Source organism: Streptomyces sp. NPDC050535 (assembly GCF_044457665.1).
In the GTDB taxonomy this organism is placed as follows: Bacteria; Actinomycetota; Actinomycetes; order Streptomycetales; family Streptomycetaceae; genus Streptomyces.
On record NZ_JBITHE010000025.1, the window covers coordinates 40,373 to 55,902 of the forward strand.

At 71.3% G+C, this 15,530-nt stretch carries 17 protein-coding genes; 9 read left to right on the forward strand and 8 right to left on the reverse strand.

The window, feature by feature from the left end:
• The first annotated feature begins 118 nt into the window (after nucleotides 1-118).
• Nucleotides 119-1,072 carry an SGNH/GDSL hydrolase family protein gene (locus ACIBLC_RS35945; protein ID WP_399215619.1) on the forward strand — a complete coding sequence of 318 codons (954 nt, stop codon included), beginning with the start codon at nucleotides 119-121 and terminating at the stop codon, nucleotides 1,070-1,072.
• A 430-nt stretch (nucleotides 1,073-1,502) separates the two neighbouring features.
• On the opposite strand, the gene ACIBLC_RS35950 is transcribed toward ACIBLC_RS35945, so the two are convergent.
• From ACIBLC_RS35950 to ACIBLC_RS35960, 3 genes are all read right to left on the reverse strand, one after another.
• A complete protein-coding gene (locus ACIBLC_RS35950) occupies nucleotides 1,503-2,681 on the reverse strand; it encodes an acyl-CoA dehydrogenase family protein (RefSeq protein ID WP_399215620.1) in 1,179 nt (392 codons plus the stop codon).
• A gap of 129 nt (nucleotides 2,682-2,810) precedes the next feature.
• Entirely contained in the window at nucleotides 2,811-3,185 is a 375-nt protein-coding gene (locus ACIBLC_RS35955; RefSeq protein WP_399215621.1) for a ferredoxin, read from the reverse strand.
• A gap of 57 nt (nucleotides 3,186-3,242) precedes the next feature.
• The gene (locus ACIBLC_RS35960; protein ID WP_399215659.1) at nucleotides 3,243-3,635 is read right to left on the reverse strand and encodes a nuclear transport factor 2 family protein; all 393 of its coding nucleotides are present in this window, start codon (nucleotides 3,633-3,635) and stop codon (nucleotides 3,243-3,245) included.
• A 96-nt stretch (nucleotides 3,636-3,731) separates the two neighbouring features.
• Here ACIBLC_RS35960 and ACIBLC_RS35965 point away from each other — a divergent pair, with 96 nt between their 5' ends.
• The 3 genes from ACIBLC_RS35965 to ACIBLC_RS35975 all read left to right on the forward strand — a co-directional run bounded on the left by ACIBLC_RS35965 (nucleotide 3,732) and on the right by ACIBLC_RS35975 (nucleotide 5,567).
• The gene (locus tag ACIBLC_RS35965; protein WP_399215622.1) at nucleotides 3,732-4,319 is read left to right on the forward strand and encodes a PadR family transcriptional regulator; all 588 of its coding nucleotides are present in this window, start codon (nucleotides 3,732-3,734) and stop codon (nucleotides 4,317-4,319) included.
• 161 nt (nucleotides 4,320-4,480) lie between these two features.
• A complete protein-coding gene (locus tag ACIBLC_RS35970) occupies nucleotides 4,481-5,176 on the forward strand; it encodes a type 1 glutamine amidotransferase domain-containing protein (RefSeq protein WP_399215623.1) in 696 nt (231 codons plus the stop codon).
• A 40-nt stretch (nucleotides 5,177-5,216) separates the two neighbouring features.
• Nucleotides 5,217-5,567: a hypothetical protein gene (locus tag ACIBLC_RS35975; protein WP_399215624.1), complete on the forward strand. Its 351-nt coding sequence runs from the start codon at nucleotides 5,217-5,219 to the stop codon at nucleotides 5,565-5,567.
• On the opposite strand, the gene ACIBLC_RS35980 is transcribed toward ACIBLC_RS35975, so the two are convergent.
• The 5 genes from ACIBLC_RS35980 to ACIBLC_RS36000 form a co-directional block, all read right to left on the reverse strand.
• Nucleotides 5,531-6,589 (reverse strand): NAD(P)-dependent oxidoreductase, encoded by a 1,059-nt coding sequence (locus ACIBLC_RS35980; RefSeq protein ID WP_399215625.1) that lies wholly within the window; start codon nucleotides 6,587-6,589, stop codon nucleotides 5,531-5,533. The genes ACIBLC_RS35975 and ACIBLC_RS35980 overlap by 37 nt on opposite strands.
• A gap of 55 nt (nucleotides 6,590-6,644) precedes the next feature.
• Nucleotides 6,645-7,067, reverse strand: a complete 423-nt coding sequence (locus ACIBLC_RS35985) for a PPOX class F420-dependent oxidoreductase (protein WP_399215626.1) — start codon at nucleotides 7,065-7,067, stop codon at nucleotides 6,645-6,647.
• A gap of 148 nt (nucleotides 7,068-7,215) precedes the next feature.
• Nucleotides 7,216-7,740, reverse strand: a complete 525-nt coding sequence (locus ACIBLC_RS35990) for a hypothetical protein (protein WP_399215627.1) — start codon at nucleotides 7,738-7,740, stop codon at nucleotides 7,216-7,218.
• The gene (locus ACIBLC_RS35995; RefSeq protein ID WP_399215628.1) at nucleotides 7,737-9,212 is read right to left on the reverse strand and encodes a sensor histidine kinase; all 1,476 of its coding nucleotides are present in this window, start codon (nucleotides 9,210-9,212) and stop codon (nucleotides 7,737-7,739) included. Before ACIBLC_RS35995 ends, ACIBLC_RS35990 begins: the two co-directional genes overlap by 4 nt.
• 43 nt (nucleotides 9,213-9,255) lie before the next feature.
• Nucleotides 9,256-9,954: a response regulator gene (locus ACIBLC_RS36000; protein WP_399215629.1), complete on the reverse strand. Its 699-nt coding sequence runs from the start codon at nucleotides 9,952-9,954 to the stop codon at nucleotides 9,256-9,258.
• A 161-nt stretch (nucleotides 9,955-10,115) separates the two neighbouring features.
• On the opposite strand from ACIBLC_RS36000, the gene ACIBLC_RS36005 reads away from it, so the two are divergent.
• The 5 genes from ACIBLC_RS36005 (at nucleotide 10,116) to ACIBLC_RS36025 (ending at nucleotide 15,436) form a co-directional block, all read left to right on the forward strand.
• On the forward strand, nucleotides 10,116-11,024 hold the full coding sequence (locus ACIBLC_RS36005; protein ID WP_399215630.1) for a DUF3152 domain-containing protein: 909 nt from the start codon (nucleotides 10,116-10,118) through the stop codon (nucleotides 11,022-11,024).
• Between the two features lie 130 nt (nucleotides 11,025-11,154).
• Nucleotides 11,155-11,643 carry a DUF5709 domain-containing protein gene (locus ACIBLC_RS36010; RefSeq protein WP_399215631.1) on the forward strand — a complete coding sequence of 163 codons (489 nt, stop codon included), beginning with the start codon at nucleotides 11,155-11,157 and terminating at the stop codon, nucleotides 11,641-11,643.
• Nucleotides 11,644-11,733: 90 nt separating this feature from the next.
• A complete protein-coding gene (locus ACIBLC_RS36015) occupies nucleotides 11,734-12,294 on the forward strand; it encodes a 2Fe-2S iron-sulfur cluster-binding protein (RefSeq protein WP_399215632.1) in 561 nt (186 codons plus the stop codon).
• Entirely contained in the window at nucleotides 12,291-13,280 is a 990-nt protein-coding gene (locus ACIBLC_RS36020; protein ID WP_399215633.1) for an FAD binding domain-containing protein, read from the forward strand. Before ACIBLC_RS36015 ends, ACIBLC_RS36020 begins: the two co-directional genes overlap by 4 nt.
• 47 nt (nucleotides 13,281-13,327) lie before the next feature.
• Entirely contained in the window at nucleotides 13,328-15,436 is a 2,109-nt protein-coding gene (locus ACIBLC_RS36025) for a xanthine dehydrogenase family protein molybdopterin-binding subunit (RefSeq protein ID WP_399215634.1), read from the forward strand.
• Nucleotides 15,437-15,530: the final 94 nt, after the last annotated feature.

Genomic DNA, 15,530 nt, shown 5'->3' on the forward strand with positions numbered 1-15,530 from the left:
TCCGATGCCCGGGCCATTTCCCCACGTCCTCAACCGTGTTCACCGCTACGTCCCCGAAGCCCGACCACCTCGGCAGCACCGCAGTCGAGCATCAACGACGAAGGAACAGGACACAGCAATGGGATCACTGGCACGAACCGGCCTGGGCGTGGCCCTGGCGTGCGGGGTACTGGTCACCACCGTCAGCGTCGGACAGAACTCGAACAACGACGCCGCTGAGGCACGAGTGGAGAGGACATCGGCGTCGGCACCGCCCAAGGGGCCGTACGTCGCTCTTGGGGACTCGTACACCTCGGGCCCCAAGATCCCTCCCCAGACCGGCGATCCGGCCGGCTGCGACCGGTCCGGCCGCAACTACCCGTCCGTCGTGGCGAAGAAACTCGGTATCGAGGCGGCCGACTTCCGCGACGTCAGCTGCAGCGGCGCCACCATCACCGACCTCACATCCCCCCAGTACACCGACCAGGCCACCAACCCCGCCCAGCTCTCGGCCCTTTCCGCCGCCACGAGGGTGGTCACCCTCGGCATCGGCGGCAACGACATCGGCTTCAGCTCGATGATGACCAGGTGCGTCGCCACCGGATCACTCTTCGAACTGGCCGGCAGGCTCACAGACGTCAGCGACAACGCGCCCTGCAAGGAGGAGTACACATCCGGCGACACCGACGTAGTGGCCCAGAAGATACGCGCCACGGGCGACCGTCTCGCCCGAGCTCTGACCGAGATCGACCGCCGCGCGCCCGATGCCAGGGTCTACGTCGTCGGCTACCCCGCGATCCTGCCCGCCGAAGGCACCGAGTGCGGCCGCGAACTGCCCCTCGCCCCCGGCGACATAGCGTTCCTGCGCCAGAAGCAGCGGGAGCTCAACACCATGCTCGGTGAACGCGCCCGGGCCGCCGGAGCGACGTACGTCGACACGTACGCCCCGTCCGCCGGACACGACGCCTGTTCGCCCGCCGGCACGCGCTGGATCGAACCCCTCCGGCCCAGCAGCCCGGCAGCCGCCGTCCACCCCAACGAACACGGTGAACGAGGCATGGCCACCGCCGTCCTGAGCGCCATGAGGAACTGACGACACCCGGGCAGGACGTAAACCGCGGGTGACCGGGGGAGCCCGCCTCATCCACGTCCTTCACACCTGCGACTCCGGGCGCGTGTGCTCGAGCGGAGCGCGCGCCCGGTACGCACCGGCCGTCCGTGGGGACAGGCGCTCGGTGCGAGGAAGGGCCCGGCCGCGATCCGGAACACCTCACGATCCGCGGCCGGGTCCTCACACTCTCCGCCTGCTCCGAACACGGCGGCCGAACGCCTCCGGGCCCGCTCCGACCGGAGAGATCGAGGCTGTCCGTGAACGGGATTCCACCGACAGGCCCGACCGAAGCCGCAGGCTGTCCCGCCTCACCGAACGCGAAGACGTACGAAGGAGCCGGCTGGGCCTGGGCCGCCCCTTTCGCTCACGTCGGCGGCTGAGTCTCCATCCGGCGCAGCTCGGCAGCGGCAGGCTAACGCCGTACCCGCGGCATCCCCAGTCCGATCCACGAGATGATCTCCCGCTGGATCTCGTTGTTGCCGCCGCCGAAGGTGAAGATCACCGCCGACCGGTAGCCGCGCTCCAGCTCGCCGTGCAGGACCGAGCCCGCGGAGCCCTCCTTGAGGGCCGCCGGGGAGGCGACGACCTCCATCAGCCAGGCGTAGGCGTCCCGGCGGGCCTCGGAGCCGTACACCTTGACGGCGGAGGCGTCCTGCGGGGTGAGGGTGCCCTGCTGGACGGCGTTCACCATCTGCCAGTTGAGGAGTTTCATGGCGTCGAGCCTGGTGTGGGTCTGGGCGAGACGGCGGCGCACCCAGGGCAGGTCGACGACGCGGCGGCCGTCGGCGAGCTTGGTCTCCATCGCCCAGTGCTGCACGTCGTGCAGGGCGCGGATCGCCATGGTGCCGTGCGCGGCGAGGGTGACCCGCTCGTGGTTGAGCTGGTTGGTGATCAGCCGCCAGCCCTTGTTCTCCTCGCCGACGCGCCGCGAGAGGGGGACGCTGATGTTCTCGTAGTAGCTCGCGGTGGTGTCGTGCGAGGCGAGGGTGTTGATGAGGGTGCAGGAGTAGCCGGGGTCCGAGGTCGGGACCAGGAGCATCGTGATGCCCTTGTGCGGCGGGGCGGCGGGGTCGGTGCGGACGGCGAGCCAGACCCAGTCGGCGGTGTCGCCGTTCGTCGTCCAGATCTTCTGGCCGTTGACGACGTAGTCGTCGCCGTCCCTGACGGCCTTCGTCTTCAGGGCGGCCAGGTCCGTGCCCGCGTCCGGTTCGCTGTAGCCGATCGCGAAGTCGATCTCGCCGGACAGGATCCTGGGCAGGAAGTACCGCTTCTGCTCCTCGGTGCCGAACCGCATGATCGTCGGACCGACCGTGTTCAGGGCCATCAGGGGCAGCGGTACGACCGCCTGGGCGGCCTCGTCGAAGAAGATGAACTGTTCCATCGGGCTCAGCCCGCGCCCGCCGTACTCCTTGGGCCAGCCCACCCCCAGCCAGCCGTCCGCGCCCAGCCGGCGGATGGTTTCACGGTAGAAGCGCTTCTGCGCGGCCGGGTCGGCGTACCGGGCGTAGGAGTGGTCGGGCACCAACTCGGCGAAGTAGCCGCGCAGTTCGGTGCGCAACCGCTGCTGCTCTGGCGTGTATTCGAGATGCACGGCGCCTCCTGGCTCCCACTGACCGAGCTGGTTCTCCCGGGCTTGACGGCGCACACGGTAGAACGCGTTGCAGAAATTGGGAATGCCGGTGACGGCTTCACACGAGTCGGGGCGCGGACTGTGCGGTGCTCAGCTCAGCGTGGCGATGAACTCCACGCACACCTGGGCGCACTCACGGCTGGCCTTCGCCGCGTCCTGCGCCCCCTCGCACTCGTCGAAGACCTGTGCGCTCTGGAGACAGACAGCGCGGCACCACTCCAACTGTGCGCGGATGCCGGCCTCGTCCTGATCGACCTGCTCGGACAGCGCACGACACGTCGCGTCGCACACCTCCGCGCACAGAATGCCCTCGCGCCGCATGAGCCGCTGTTCATTCGGTCCGTCCGGATTCATGAAGCTCGCACGCAGCGCACAGGTCCGGGCACATTCACTACAGGCCTGGGCGCAGGCGAAGCGGTCCTCCAGAAACCGGAAGAGCTCCTCTTGGGATGCCGTTGTCGTCACAACAGCCGGGTAGCCGAAGGGGATCGCACCAAACCCAGAAGGGGCGAGACGCCGCGGTTACGCGCCCGCCGCCTCCCGCGTGATCCGCTCGAACTGCGCCCCCATCGCCTCGGCGAGCGCGTGAGCCGCCGACAGCGGCCGGACCATGACCGTCAGTTCGTCGATCCTGCCGTCGTCGTCGAGGTGCAGGAAGTCGCAGCCCTCGATCTCCTTGCCACCCACCGTCGCCTTGAAGACCAGCGCGTGGTCCCGGCCGCCCGCGTCGGCGATCTCACGGACGTAGCGGAAATCGGTGAACACGCGGGTGACACCGCGCAGGATGGCCGCGGTGATCGCCTTGCCCGGATAGGGCTTGAAGACGACGGGGCTGGTGAAGACGACGTCCTCGGCCAGCAGATCCTCGATCGCGGCGAGGTCTCCCGCCTCTACGGCCTTGCGGAAGGGGTGCATCACGCCCGCCTCTCGTACTCGATTGCTCATACTCAACTAATTGAATAGGTGTCGAACAGATTAGTCGCGGGAGTGAGTGACGTCTAGCCTGGAGCCATGGCATTGCGCAACGCGGTTCTGGCCGCGCTTCTGGAGGGCGAGGCGTCCGGGTACGACCTGGCCAAGGGGTTCGACGGGTCGGTGGCGAACTTCTGGATGGCGACCCCGCAGCAGCTGTACCGCGAGCTCGACCGCATGGAGTCGGAAGGCCTCATCGCGGCCCGGCTCGTCCGGCAGGAGCGCCGGCCGAACAAGCGGCTCTTCTCCCTCACCGACGCGGGCCTCGGCGCCCTGCGCGACTTCACCGCCGAGCCCCCCAGGCCCACGGCCATCCGTGACGAGCTGCTGGTCAAGGTCCAGGCCGTCGACGCGGGGGACGAGAAGGCCGTACGGGCGGCCGTCGCCGAGCGGCTGGAGTGGGCGCGCGCCAAGCTGGCCCGTTACGAGCGGCTGCGCGACCGTCTTCTCGACGGACGCGCCGAGGAGGAGTTTCTGGCGCGGAGCGAGCGCGTCGGCCCTTATCTCACGCTGATGCGGGGGCGCGCCTTCGAGGAGGAGAACATCCGGTGGGCCGAACGCGCCCTGCGCGTTCTGGAACAGCGCGCCGCCGTGCGGCAGCAGGCCGGGCCATTGGATGCCCTATGACCGCCGCCGGGTTCCCTGTTGGTCCGCTGTCCCCGAGCGGCATAGCGTCGAGGACGTCGCCGCCCTGACGAGGTGAACGCAGAGAGTCAGGGCATGCGAGGGAAACAGTCCCATTCGCTGTCCACGCCCGTCAGGGCCCGCACCCCCCGGAGAAACGCACCATGTCGAAGATCCTGTTCGTACTGACCGGCGTCGACCACTGGACGCTCGCCGACGGCACGCAGCACCCGACGGGCTTCTGGGCCGACGAGGCCGTCGCACCGTACGAGGCGTTCACGGCCGCGGGCCACGAGATCGTCGTCGCCACGCCGCGCGGCGTCGTGCCGACCGTGGACCAGGGGAGCCTCGCCCCCGAGGTCAACGGCGGGCAGGACGGCGCCGACAGGGTCGCAGCGGCCCTCGCGTCGTTCGACGAGCTCCGCAAGCCGGTCAAGCTGGAGGACGTGGACCTGGACGGCTACGCCGCGGTCTTCTACCCCGGCGGTCACGGTCCGATGGAGGATCTGTCGGTCGACGAGGAGTCCGGCCGGCTGCTGACCCGCGCGCTGGAGTCGGGCAAGCCGCTCGGTGTGGTGTGCCACGGCCCGGCGGCGCTGCTCGCCGCCACAGGACCGGACGGCGCCAACCCGTTCGCGGGCTACCGGATCACCGGCTTCACCAATGCCGAGGAGACGCAGGCCGGTTTCGCCGACAAGGCCGAGTGGCTGCTCCAGGACCGTCTCGTCGAGGCGGGTGCCGACTTCCAGGAGGGTGAGCCCTGGGCTCCGCACGTGGTCGTCGACCGCAATCTGGTCACCGGCCAGAACCCGGCCTCCGCGGCCCCGCTCGCCGACGAACTGCTGAAGAAGCTGGCCTGAGGAATGGCGGCGACCGGCTCGACGGGGTCCTCGACGCCGCGTGGGGCTGCCTGACCAGGTACGGCGGGCGGGTCCCGGACCGCTGTCCACCAGCACGTCCGGAGTCCGGAGCAGGACTACGCCCCCCGGCGGCTCGCCGTACGCCCGCACGGGCACGGGCCCGGCCCGGCGGGCCGCCGAGGACGCCCGTACGCCGAGCGCGTCGGGGGCGTCCCGACCGGCGACACTTCCGCACACGGTCGAACTCCTCGATGAGAAGGCCCGGTTGTTCTGCGAGACCTCTGTTGAGGCGCCCGAAATCCGCCTCGCCCTGTTCACCGGCCTGAAGTCGGCCCCCGGCGACCGGGTGCGCGGTCAGCCTTCGCGCCCTTCGTCGAAACTGGCGAAGTAGGCGGCCGCCATGTCCTCGTCCGCGTGCCCCTGGGCGGCGGCGCGGGCGAGGCGCTCGGCTCCGGCGGCCGCGATGTCGAGGCGGACTCCGTTCTGCTCGCCGGCCTCGACGATGAGCCGGGCGTCCTTGGCGGCGGTGGACACGGCGAAGGCGGCGGGAGTCAGCCGGTCGTCCAGAATTAGCCCGGCCTTCGCCCGCAGGTAGCCCATGTCGAGCGGGCCGCCGGCGATGGCGTCGAAGAAGCTCTGCGGATCCACGCCGAGGGCCTTGGCCAGGGCCAGTACCTCGCCGGCCGCGTTGTTGGTCGCGAGGACCCAGCTGTTGGCGACGAGCTTGAGCCGGGTCGCGCTGCCCGCCGCGCCGTCCTCGCCGGTCCACACGGTACGGGCGCCGACCGCGTCGAAGACGGGCGTCACGGCGTCCCGGCCCTGACTCGGACCCGCGGCCAGCACGAGCAACTGCCCTGCCTCCGCGGGCTGTCGGGTGCCGAGCACCGGGGCGTCGAAGAAGACCAGCCCGTGCTCGCGGGCGAACTCGGCCAGCTCCCCGACTCCCTCGATCCCGGCCGTCGTCGACTGCACCCAGGAGATGCCGGGGCGCAGGGCCGGCGCGGCCTGCCGGATCACGTCCAGTGCGGCGGGACCGTCGTACAGCATGGTGAGGAGGACATCGGCGCCCTGGACCGCCTCGGCGGGGTCGGCGGCGATCGTCACACCGTCTTCGGCCAGCGGCTCGGCCTTGTCCCGGCTGCGGTTCCAGGCCCGGACGGAGTGCCCGGCGCGCGCGAGGTTACGGGCCATCGCGGCCCCCATGATTCCGGTGCCCAGGACACTCACGGTGAGCTTGTCGGTCATGTCTTCAACTTCCCTGTCCATGCGGTGCGTTGGAACTTTCCTGGTCCATGCGACGAGGTGCGGTTCGGTGATCGTGATGGTGGTCGTTCGTCGTCCGGCTGTGGACGTGACGACTGGGGCGGCGGCGCGGACGAGTCCGTCGAGCCGGGGCGGGTGACCGTCGGACATCGAGGTGGGCCCCTGACCGGTCCGGCGGCCGACCACCACCTGCCGGTGGCAAGACCTAGCCGGCCGCCTGGCCGCTGTCCCGGAGGCCGCCCCAGCCGTGCCAGCGGTCGACCTCGATCCAGGCACTGACACGACCCCGGTCCCGCTGCGCGTAGGGCTGACCGAGGTACTGCCGGGACAGCCGGTCGATGTCGGCCAGCCCCTCGTCGTCGCGCGTCTCGACGACGCGGCCGATCAGCGTCACGTGGGTGTACCAGTCACCCTCGTCGAGCACCGTCAGCGTGACGCGGGGGTCGGCGCGGATGTGGTCGAGCCGCTTGCGGCCCTCGTCCATGTTGACCAGCACCCGTCCGTCCTCCCAGAGATACCAGGTGGCTGTGGACACCGGCTGCCCGTCGGACCGCAGGGTGGTGATGACGGCCGGGTTGGGCTTGCCCAGCATGGCGACTGCGGCCTCGGGAAGCGGCGGTTTGGACACGGGGTCTCCTCTTGGTCGTCTCGCGCGCGGCCCACGGCGGGCGCGCGCAGACCCGCGGGCGCTGATCCACGGGACACACGCCCACGCTGCCACATGCCCGGAGCGGGACTCCGCACCGTCCCGCCGAACCTTCGTGTGTGTTACGTCGTCACTCGGCACCGGTCGCGGACGGGCACGCCTTGCTGGAGCCTTCGGCCTGCCAGGCATCGGGGACCGTGACGGTGACTTCCGTCGATGCCGTGTCGGTGCCCGGGACCAGGTTCGAGGAGACGCGGGCGTCGGCGACCGTGCAAGTCAGCTGGGTGATGGCCAGCTCGGTCAACGGCCCGGTGCCCCACGGCAGTTCGACGGACACCCGCGGGCCGTCCGTCCGGACCGTCGCCACGCCCGTCAGCGCCGGAAGCTCGGTGATCATGCCACTCCGGCGTTCCACGACGTCCGGGCCCTGGAACAGCATCTCCACGGCCGTCTCGATGCCGACAGGACCGGGGACCTGCCTGCGGACTGCGAGCGGGCCGCCCTCGCTGACGAAGTAGAGGACCTGGGCCGGCCGAATGCCGGTGGCGGGCTCCCCGGCCTCCACCACACCGGTCTCGGGGATTCCGCAGGACGAGAGCGACAGCGCGGCCGTGCACAACAACGCGGCCCGGGACAACCGGCGTACGGACCTCATGACTCCCCTCGCCGACCGGGGACCTCGTACCGCAGGGGTATCTCGACGACGAACGCGGCGCCGCCCTCCGCCCGGTTCACCGCCCGGACCGTACCGCCGTGCAACCGGACGTTTTCGGCGGTGATCGAGAGCCCGAGACCGCTGCCCTCCGTTCTGGTCCGGGCGGTGTCCGACTTGTAGAAGCGGTCGAAGACGTACGGCAGCACGTCGGCGGGAATGCCCGGCCCGCTGTCCAGCACCTCGATGACCACTCGCCCGCTTCCGTCCGCGGACGGCGTCTCCTGTGCGTACAGGCGCAGTTGTACGGGCCGTTCCCCGTGCCGCAGCGCGTTGCCGACCAGGTTCGCGACCACCACGTCGAGACGGCGCGGGTCGACCCGGGCACGCAGTTCGCCGGGCGGGGGAAGCCGGGTGTCCACCGTGTCCAGCCAGCCGCGGGAGGCGAGGGTGCGGCGAAGGGACTCGGCGAGGTCGAGGTCGTCGAGCTGCAGCCCGGCCGCTCCCGCGTCGAAGCGGGAGATCTCCATCAGGTCGTCCACCAGGCGGGCCAGCTTCACGGTCTCGCCGCTGATGAGCCGTACGGCCGTCGCGGTGTCCGGCGTGAGGCCCGCCGCGTCCTCGTCGAGGATGTCGGTGACCGCCGACATCGCGGCCAGCGGGGTGCGCAGTTCGTGCGACACGTCCGCGACGAAGCGGCGGGCACGCGCTTCCATCCGGCGCAGTTCGGCCACGGACTCCTCCAGCGCGGCGGCGGTCTCGTTGAAGGTGTGCGACAGGTCGGCGAGTTCGTCGGAGCCGTTGACCGCCAGCCGGGTGTCCAGGTGCCCCTCGGCGATGCTGCGGGTGGCTCGGCGCAGCTCCCGAACGGGGCGCAGCACACCCCGGGCGGCCAGCAGGGCGAGCAGGACGGCCAGGCCGAGCGCGGGCACGACGGCCCGCCCGATGGCGGTGACCAGGGCGTCGACATACCCCTGTTCACCGGTCTGCGGCACTGTCAGGAAGACCGCGACGCCGGACGCGGGATGCTCCGCGGGGGTACCGAAGGTGACCGGCAGGCCGACGACGAGCGAGGAGTGACCGTCCGTCGACACCCGCTGGAAGACAGCGGCCCGGCGCCCCGCCACGGCCGACCGCATGGCGGGCGTCAGCTCGGTGAACCCGTCCTGCGGAGTGGAGGTGGCACGCAGTTCGCCGTAGGTGGCCAGCACGCGCCAGTTCTGCGCGGGCTCGGCGCGGGCCACCTCCCTGGCGACCCACTCCAGGTCGGCCGGGCTCGGGGGGTAACTGATGCCCACCGCGATGGCGTTGACGTGATACCGGAGTCGCTTGATCACGGCGTCCTGGCTCTGCTGGAGCACCCCGGTGCGGGCCTCCCTGAAGGTCAGGGCGCCCGTGGTCAGGGTGGCGAGGGCGGCGACGAGCACGAACGCCACGAGGAGCCGGCCCCGCAGGCCGCGCAACGGGAGCTTCACGTGGTCACCCGTTCATCCGTACTTCCGTACGCCCGGCTCCCGTTCACCGGGACCGGAACCGGTAGCCGAAGCCGCGCACGGTCTGAATGTAACGCGGTTGCCCCGCCGGCTCGCCCATCTTGGTGCGCAGCCGCTTGACGCAGGCGTCCACCAGCCGTGAGTCACCGTGGTAGCTGTGCTCCCAGACCGCCTCCAGCAGTTGCTGGCGGGTGAACACCTGGCCGGGCGACGCCGAGAGCGTCAGCAGGAGCCGTAGTTCGGAGGGGGCGAGGGAGACCGGCACGCCCTGCCGGGTGACGGTCAGCCCGGAGCGGTCGATGGCCAGTTCGCCGCCCTCGCCATGGGTCTCTATCTTCGGTATGCCGCCCACGGCCGGCGCGGCGCCGACTCGGCGCAGGACCGCACGGATGCGGGCTTCAAGTACGCGCGCCTGCACCGGCTTCACGACGTAGTCGTCGGCGCCGGCCTCGAGCCCGACCACGATGTCCGTGTCGTCGCCCCGGGCGGTCGCCATGATGATCGGCACCTGGTCCTCGGTACGGATCCGGCGGCAGACCTCGAGCCCGCTCAGGCCGGGCAGCATCAGATCGAGCACGACGACGTCCGGGCGGAACGACCGCAGCCGGGCGAGTCCGTCCTCGCCGGTCCCGACGGCGCAGACGTCATGTCCCTGACGGCGCAGTGCGAGCAGCACGCCCTCCCGCACGGCGCGGTCGTCTTCGATGAGCAGGACACGTGGCATGCGCCCAGTATCCGTACGGATGAAATGACTTGAGGCGGGGACGACCTCCGGCCGGGGAACTGTTACGGGACGATCACATAGCCCGGACCACGACCGGACGTTACCGTTTCGTTATCTACTGGGCCAGGTCCCATCACATCGCGCACACAGCCTTGACGGCCATGACCAGGACCCACCAACGTGCGACGCCCTCGACCTCGCGTGCCCACCGTCGCCGCAGAGGCCCCGCGCACGGCGGCGGGAACGGCCGCGGGAACGGCCGCAGGAGGAGAGGGCCCCTGCTGGGCGGCCTGGCCGCGCTCGCCGTGTTCACCTCCGTCGCCACCCTGGCGATGAACTGGACACCGCCCGGTGCTCCCGGACCCGGCGCGGCGGCCGTACTGCCCTCGCAGCCGGCACCGGACCGCTCCCCGAAGCCGAGCGACTCGGCGGCCGGTACCGAGGAGAGCGACAGGGCGGACATCAAGCCCAGCGGGACCGGCACTCCCTCCTCGTCCGACATCCCCGCGTCGGGTCCCGGCACGTTCACCACCGCCGGAGGCGGGAGCGGGACGGTGGGGAAGGGCAGCCGGCTGCTGCGCTACGAAGTCGTCGTCGAGGACGGTCTCGAGCAGTCGGCCTCCGGCGTCGCCCGGCAGGTGGAGGGCATACTCGCCGACCCGCGCGGCTGGACGGCCGACGGCGAGTCCGCGTTCCGGCGCGTCTCCAGCGGCACGCCCGACTTCGTCGTACGGCTCGCCACACCCGGAACCGTGGACGAGATCTGCGGCAGGTACGGGCTGGACACCGGCGGCGAGGTCAACTGCAGCGTCGGCAAGGACGTCGTGGTCAATCTCAGGCGCTGGCTGCTGGCGACTCCGGTGTACGCCAAGGACGTGGACGCCTACCGGGCGCTGATCATCAACCACGAGGTCGGCCACTTCCTCGGCCACGGCCATGTGACCTGCCCCGGCGCGGGCGAGCCGGCCCCGGCGATGATGCAGCAGATCAAGGGCATGCACGGCTGCACCCCCAACGTCTGGCCGTACGACACCGCGGGCCGCCCCATCACCGGGCCCGCCGCATCCTGACAGAGGGGCGCGGCAGCCGCGCCGGTTACGCAGAGTGTCCGTTCACGTCTCCGGCATGCCGGATGGTGTGGACGGGGCCAGCCTGGACAGGTGGACGCAAACACACGAATCCAGCGGAAAGGTGCGCACCATGGGGAGTCAGAACCAGGACGATGTCATGGGCGACGAGGTCTACCAGCCCGGAGGCCCCGAAGACCGGGAGGACGAGGGCATCCTCGATCCGGAGGACACTCTCAGTGACCGGGAGAGCGACCCCTATGACGAGGGCTGGTCACCGCCCGAGCGTCCGCTCGCGGTGGACCACCAGGGCACCACCGCGCGTGAGCAGCGCGAGGGCGAGAGCCTGGACCAGAGGCTGGCCGAGGAACGCCGCGATCCGGCGCTGGAGGAGCCCCGCGCGGACGACGGCCTGGGCGACCTGGACGAGGGGGACGGAGAAGTGCTGGACGGCGAGGTCGGGGCGGCTCGTGCGGGCCGGCTCGTGGCTCCGGACGAGGGCGCGCACGAGGACGCCGAGAAGGACATGCTCGCCGAGGACGTGGGCATCGACGGCGGCGCGGCCTCGGCGGAGGAGGCGGCCGTCCACCTGATCCCGGACGAGAACGACGGCCTGCCGTAGCACTCGTCCCGTACCCCCTTGCATCCCGAAGGGCGCTGTCCCCATCCACTCCAGCCGACCCGAACGCCCTCTACGTACGGGAGACCTTCCATGGATCGCGACCCCGCTGACGGCACCTCCGCAACACCCGACGTCCACAGCTCCGTGCTCACGCTGCGGGTGAACGGCAAGCCGCACACGCTCACCGTCGACCACCGTTCGGTGCTTCTGGACGTGCTGCGCGAGGATCTCGACCTCGTCGGATCCAAGAAGGGCTGTGACCACGGTCAGTGCGGCGCCTGCACGGTCCTGGTCGACGGCCGTCGCGCCAACGGTTGTCTGCTGCTCGCCGTCTCCCTCGACGGCAGCGACATCACCACGGTCGAAGGACTCGCCGGGGACGGCGACGACCTTCATCCGCTCCAGCGCGCCTTCCTGGACCGCGACGCCTTTCAGTGCGGCTACTGCACCCCCGGGCAGATCTGCAGCGCCATCGGCGCGCTCTCGGAGGCCGCGGCCGGCCACCCCTCCCACGTCACCGACCCCGCCACCCCCTCCGGGCGGCCCGTACCGCTGGACCGCGACGAGATCCGCGAGCGGCTCAGCGGCAACCTCTGCCGGTGCGGCGCGTACCCGAACATCGTCGAAGCCATCGAGGACGTGATGTCATGAAGTCCTTCGCCTACGTACGCGCGGGCAGCGTCGAGGAAGCGGCCGACGCGTACGCGTCGCATCCCGGTGCGCGGTACCTCGCGGGTGGCACCAACCTCGTGGACCTGATGAAGCTCGGGGTGGAGCGGCCCGCCACCCTCGTCGACGTCAGCCGGCTCCCTCTGGACACGGTCGAGGAACTGCCCGACGGTGCGCTGCGGGTCGGGGCGACCGTCCGCAACAGTGACCTCGCGGCCCACCCGACGGTCCGTGACCGCTATCCGGTGCTCTCGCAGGCGCTGCTCGCGGGCGCCTCCGGGCAGTTGCGCAACATCGCCACCACCGGCGGCAACCTTCTCCAGCGCACCCGCTGCCCCTATTTCCAGGACACCGGCAAGCCGTGCAACAAGCGTGAGCCGGGCAGCGGCTGCGGAGCCCGCGACGGCGTCCACCGCGACCACGCGGTGCTCGGCCACTCGCCCCAGTGCATCGCCACCCATCCCTCCGACATGGCCGTCGCGCTGTCCGCTCTCGACGCCCACATCGAGCTGTACGGGCCCGAGGGCGAACGCGTCCTCCCCGCCGCCGAGTTCCACCGGCTGCCCGGTGACCATCCGGAGCGGGACACCGAGATCCGCCCCGGCGAACTGATCACCGCGATCATTCTCCCGGCCGTACCGGCCGGGCTGCCGTCCCTCTACCGCAAGGCCCGCGACCGCGCCTCGTACGCCTTCGCCCTCGCCTCCGTCGCGGTGGTGCTGGGGACGGCGGACGGCGTCGTGCGGCACGCCGGGATCGCCTTCGGCGCGCTGGCCGCACGACCCTGGCGTGCCCGGATCGCGGAGGAGGCGCTGCTCGGCGCCGCGCCCACGGCCGCCGCGTTCGAGCACGCCGTGGATCTCGAACTCGCCGCCGCACAACCCCTGCGCGACAACGCCTACAAGGTGCGTCTGGCCCGCAACCTCGCCCTCGACGTCCTCTCGCGACTGGCACCGGCCACCGCCTGAACCGGATCCCGTCAGGACCTCGACCCCGGCATCTCCAGGAGGACTCCATGGCCGACACCGACACCGACAAGGCGCTGGGCGCGCCCGCCGAGCGCCGGGAGGGCCGTGACAAGGTCATGGGCCTGGCCCGTTACGCCGCCGAACACCCCGCCTCCGGCCGGGCACACGGATGGCCCGTGGCCGCCACGATCGCCGCTGGATCGGTCCGCGCGATCGACACCGCGGCGGCACTTCGACTCCCCGGAGTCCTCGCCGTGCTCACCCACGAGGACGCCCCCCGGCTCGCCGACCCCGACGACCCCACACTCGCCGTGCTGCAGAACTCCCGTGTGCCGCACCGCGGTTGGCCCATCGCCCTGGTCGTAGCCGAAACGCTGGAAGCGGCCCGGGCAGGCGCCGCCGCGGTCCGTGTCGACTACGCCGTGCGGGACCATGACGTGACACTCACCGTGAGTCATCCCGGAAGCTATCTCCCCGAGGAGGCCAACGGCGGCTTTCCGGCGGAGCGGGAACACGGCGATCCCGAGGGCGCGTTCGCGTCCGCCGCGGTCCGCGTCGACGCCGACTACCGGGTGCCTCCCCTCCACAACCACCCCATGGAGCCGCACGCGGCCACGGCACGGTGGACGGACGACGGCAGGCTCGTCGTGCACGATTCGAGCCAGGGGGCCACGACCGTACGCGCCGTGCTGGCCGGGTTGTTCCGAGTCGCCGAGGATCAGGTCACCGTCGTGTCCGAACACGTCGGCGGTGGCTTCGGGTCGAAGGGGACACCGCGACCCCACGTGGTGCTGGCCGCGATGGCGGCGCGGCAGACCGGCCGTCCCGTCACCGTGGTCCTGCCCCGCCGCTTCCTGCCCGGTGTCGTCGGCCATCGCGCGCCCACCCTGCAACGGCTTCGCCTCGGCGCCACGGAGCAGGGCCGGCTCACCTCGCTCCGGCACGAGGTCACCACCCATACCTCCCGCATCAAGGAGTTCGTGGAGCAGGCCGCCACGGCCGCCCGCGTCATGTACGCGGCACCGCACAGCCGCACCAGCCACCGCGTGGTACCGCTGGACGTGCCCAGCCCGTCCTGGATGCGCGCGCCCGGCGAGGCACCGGGTATGTACGCCCTCGAATCGGCCATGGACGAACTCGCCGTCGCTCTCGGCATGGACCCCGTCGAGCTGCGCGTCGCCAACGAGCCGGAGACCGAACCGGACAGCGGCAGACCGTTCAGCAGCCGGCACCTGGTCGAGTGCCTGCGCGAGGGCGCCCGGCGCTTCGACTGGTCGCACCGCGATCCCCGTCCACGATCCCGCTCCGAGGGCCCTCTGCTGGTGGGGTCAGGGGTCGCCGCCGCCACCTACCCCGTGCTGGTCTCGCCCTCCACCGCCGGTGTCCAGGCGTTGCCGGACGGAAGCTTCACCGTGCGCGTCGACGCGACCGACATCGGCACCGGAGCCCGTACCGTCCTCGCACAGATCGCCGCCGACGCCCTGGGCGTCCCGCTGGACCGGGTCCGCACCGAGGTCGGGAGCAGTGACCTCCCCTCGGCTCCGCTGGCCGGCGGTTCCTCCGGCACCGCCTCCTGGGGCTGGGCGGTTCACGAGGCGTGCACACGGCTGCGCACCTCCCTGGCGGACCACACAGGACCGTTGCCCGCCGAGGGCCTCGCTTCGACCGCCGACACGGAAGGGACCGCGGACGCCGACAGCGCGTACGCGCGGCACGCCTTCGGCGCCCACTTCGCCGAGGTCGGCGTCGACACGGTCACGGGCGAGGTCCGGGTACGCCGCCTGCTGGGTGTGTACGCCGCCGGGCGCATCCTGAACGCCCGTACCGCCCGCTCGCAGTTCATCGGCGGCATGACCATGGGCCTGGGCATGGCCCTGACGGAGGGCAGCACCATGGATCCCGCCTTCGGCGACTTCACCGAATCGGACCTGGCCAGCTACCACGTCCCCGCACACGCCGACGTGCCGGCGGTCGAGGCCCACTGGATCGACGAGGACGATCCCCATCTCAACCCGATGGGCAGCAAGGGCATCGGCGAGATCGGCATCGTCGGTACGCCCGCGGCCATCGGTAACGCCGTACATCACGCCACCGGTGTCCGGTTCCGCGAACTGCCCCTGACCCCGGACCGTGTGCTGTCCGGCCTGACGGACTGATCCCGGGTGTTCCGTCTCCCACGGACCAACGGGTGTCGCCGCAGGTGACCAGCGCCCCGCGTCATGGAACTCCGCACCCGCACGGGCTGTGGAT

Bases quoted from the DNA above. Each gene is read 5' to 3' on its own strand.
- ACIBLC_RS35945 (WP_399215619.1), top strand. From the start codon at position 119: ATGGGATCACTGGCACGAACCGGCCTGGGCGTGGCCCTGGCGTGCGGG.
- ACIBLC_RS35960 (WP_399215659.1), bottom strand. From the start codon at position 3,635: ATGCACCCCTTCCGCAAGGCCGTAGAGGCGGGAGACCTCGCCGCGATC.
- ACIBLC_RS35965 (WP_399215622.1), top strand. From the start codon at position 3,732: ATGGCATTGCGCAACGCGGTTCTGGCCGCGCTTCTGGAGGGCGAGGCG.
- ACIBLC_RS35970 (WP_399215623.1), top strand. From the start codon at position 4,481: ATGTCGAAGATCCTGTTCGTACTGACCGGCGTCGACCACTGGACGCTC.
- ACIBLC_RS35980 (WP_399215625.1), bottom strand. From the start codon at position 6,589: ATGTCCGACGGTCACCCGCCCCGGCTCGACGGACTCGTCCGCGCCGCC.
- ACIBLC_RS35990 (WP_399215627.1), bottom strand. From the start codon at position 7,740: ATGAGGTCCGTACGCCGGTTGTCCCGGGCCGCGTTGTTGTGCACGGCC.
- ACIBLC_RS36000 (WP_399215629.1), bottom strand. From the start codon at position 9,954: ATGCCACGTGTCCTGCTCATCGAAGACGACCGCGCCGTGCGGGAGGGC.
- ACIBLC_RS36005 (WP_399215630.1), top strand. From the start codon at position 10,116: ATGACCAGGACCCACCAACGTGCGACGCCCTCGACCTCGCGTGCCCAC.
- ACIBLC_RS36010 (WP_399215631.1), top strand. From the start codon at position 11,155: ATGGGGAGTCAGAACCAGGACGATGTCATGGGCGACGAGGTCTACCAG.
- ACIBLC_RS36015 (WP_399215632.1), top strand. From the start codon at position 11,734: ATGGATCGCGACCCCGCTGACGGCACCTCCGCAACACCCGACGTCCAC.
- ACIBLC_RS36020 (WP_399215633.1), top strand. From the start codon at position 12,291: ATGAAGTCCTTCGCCTACGTACGCGCGGGCAGCGTCGAGGAAGCGGCC.
- ACIBLC_RS36025 (WP_399215634.1), top strand. From the start codon at position 13,328: ATGGCCGACACCGACACCGACAAGGCGCTGGGCGCGCCCGCCGAGCGC.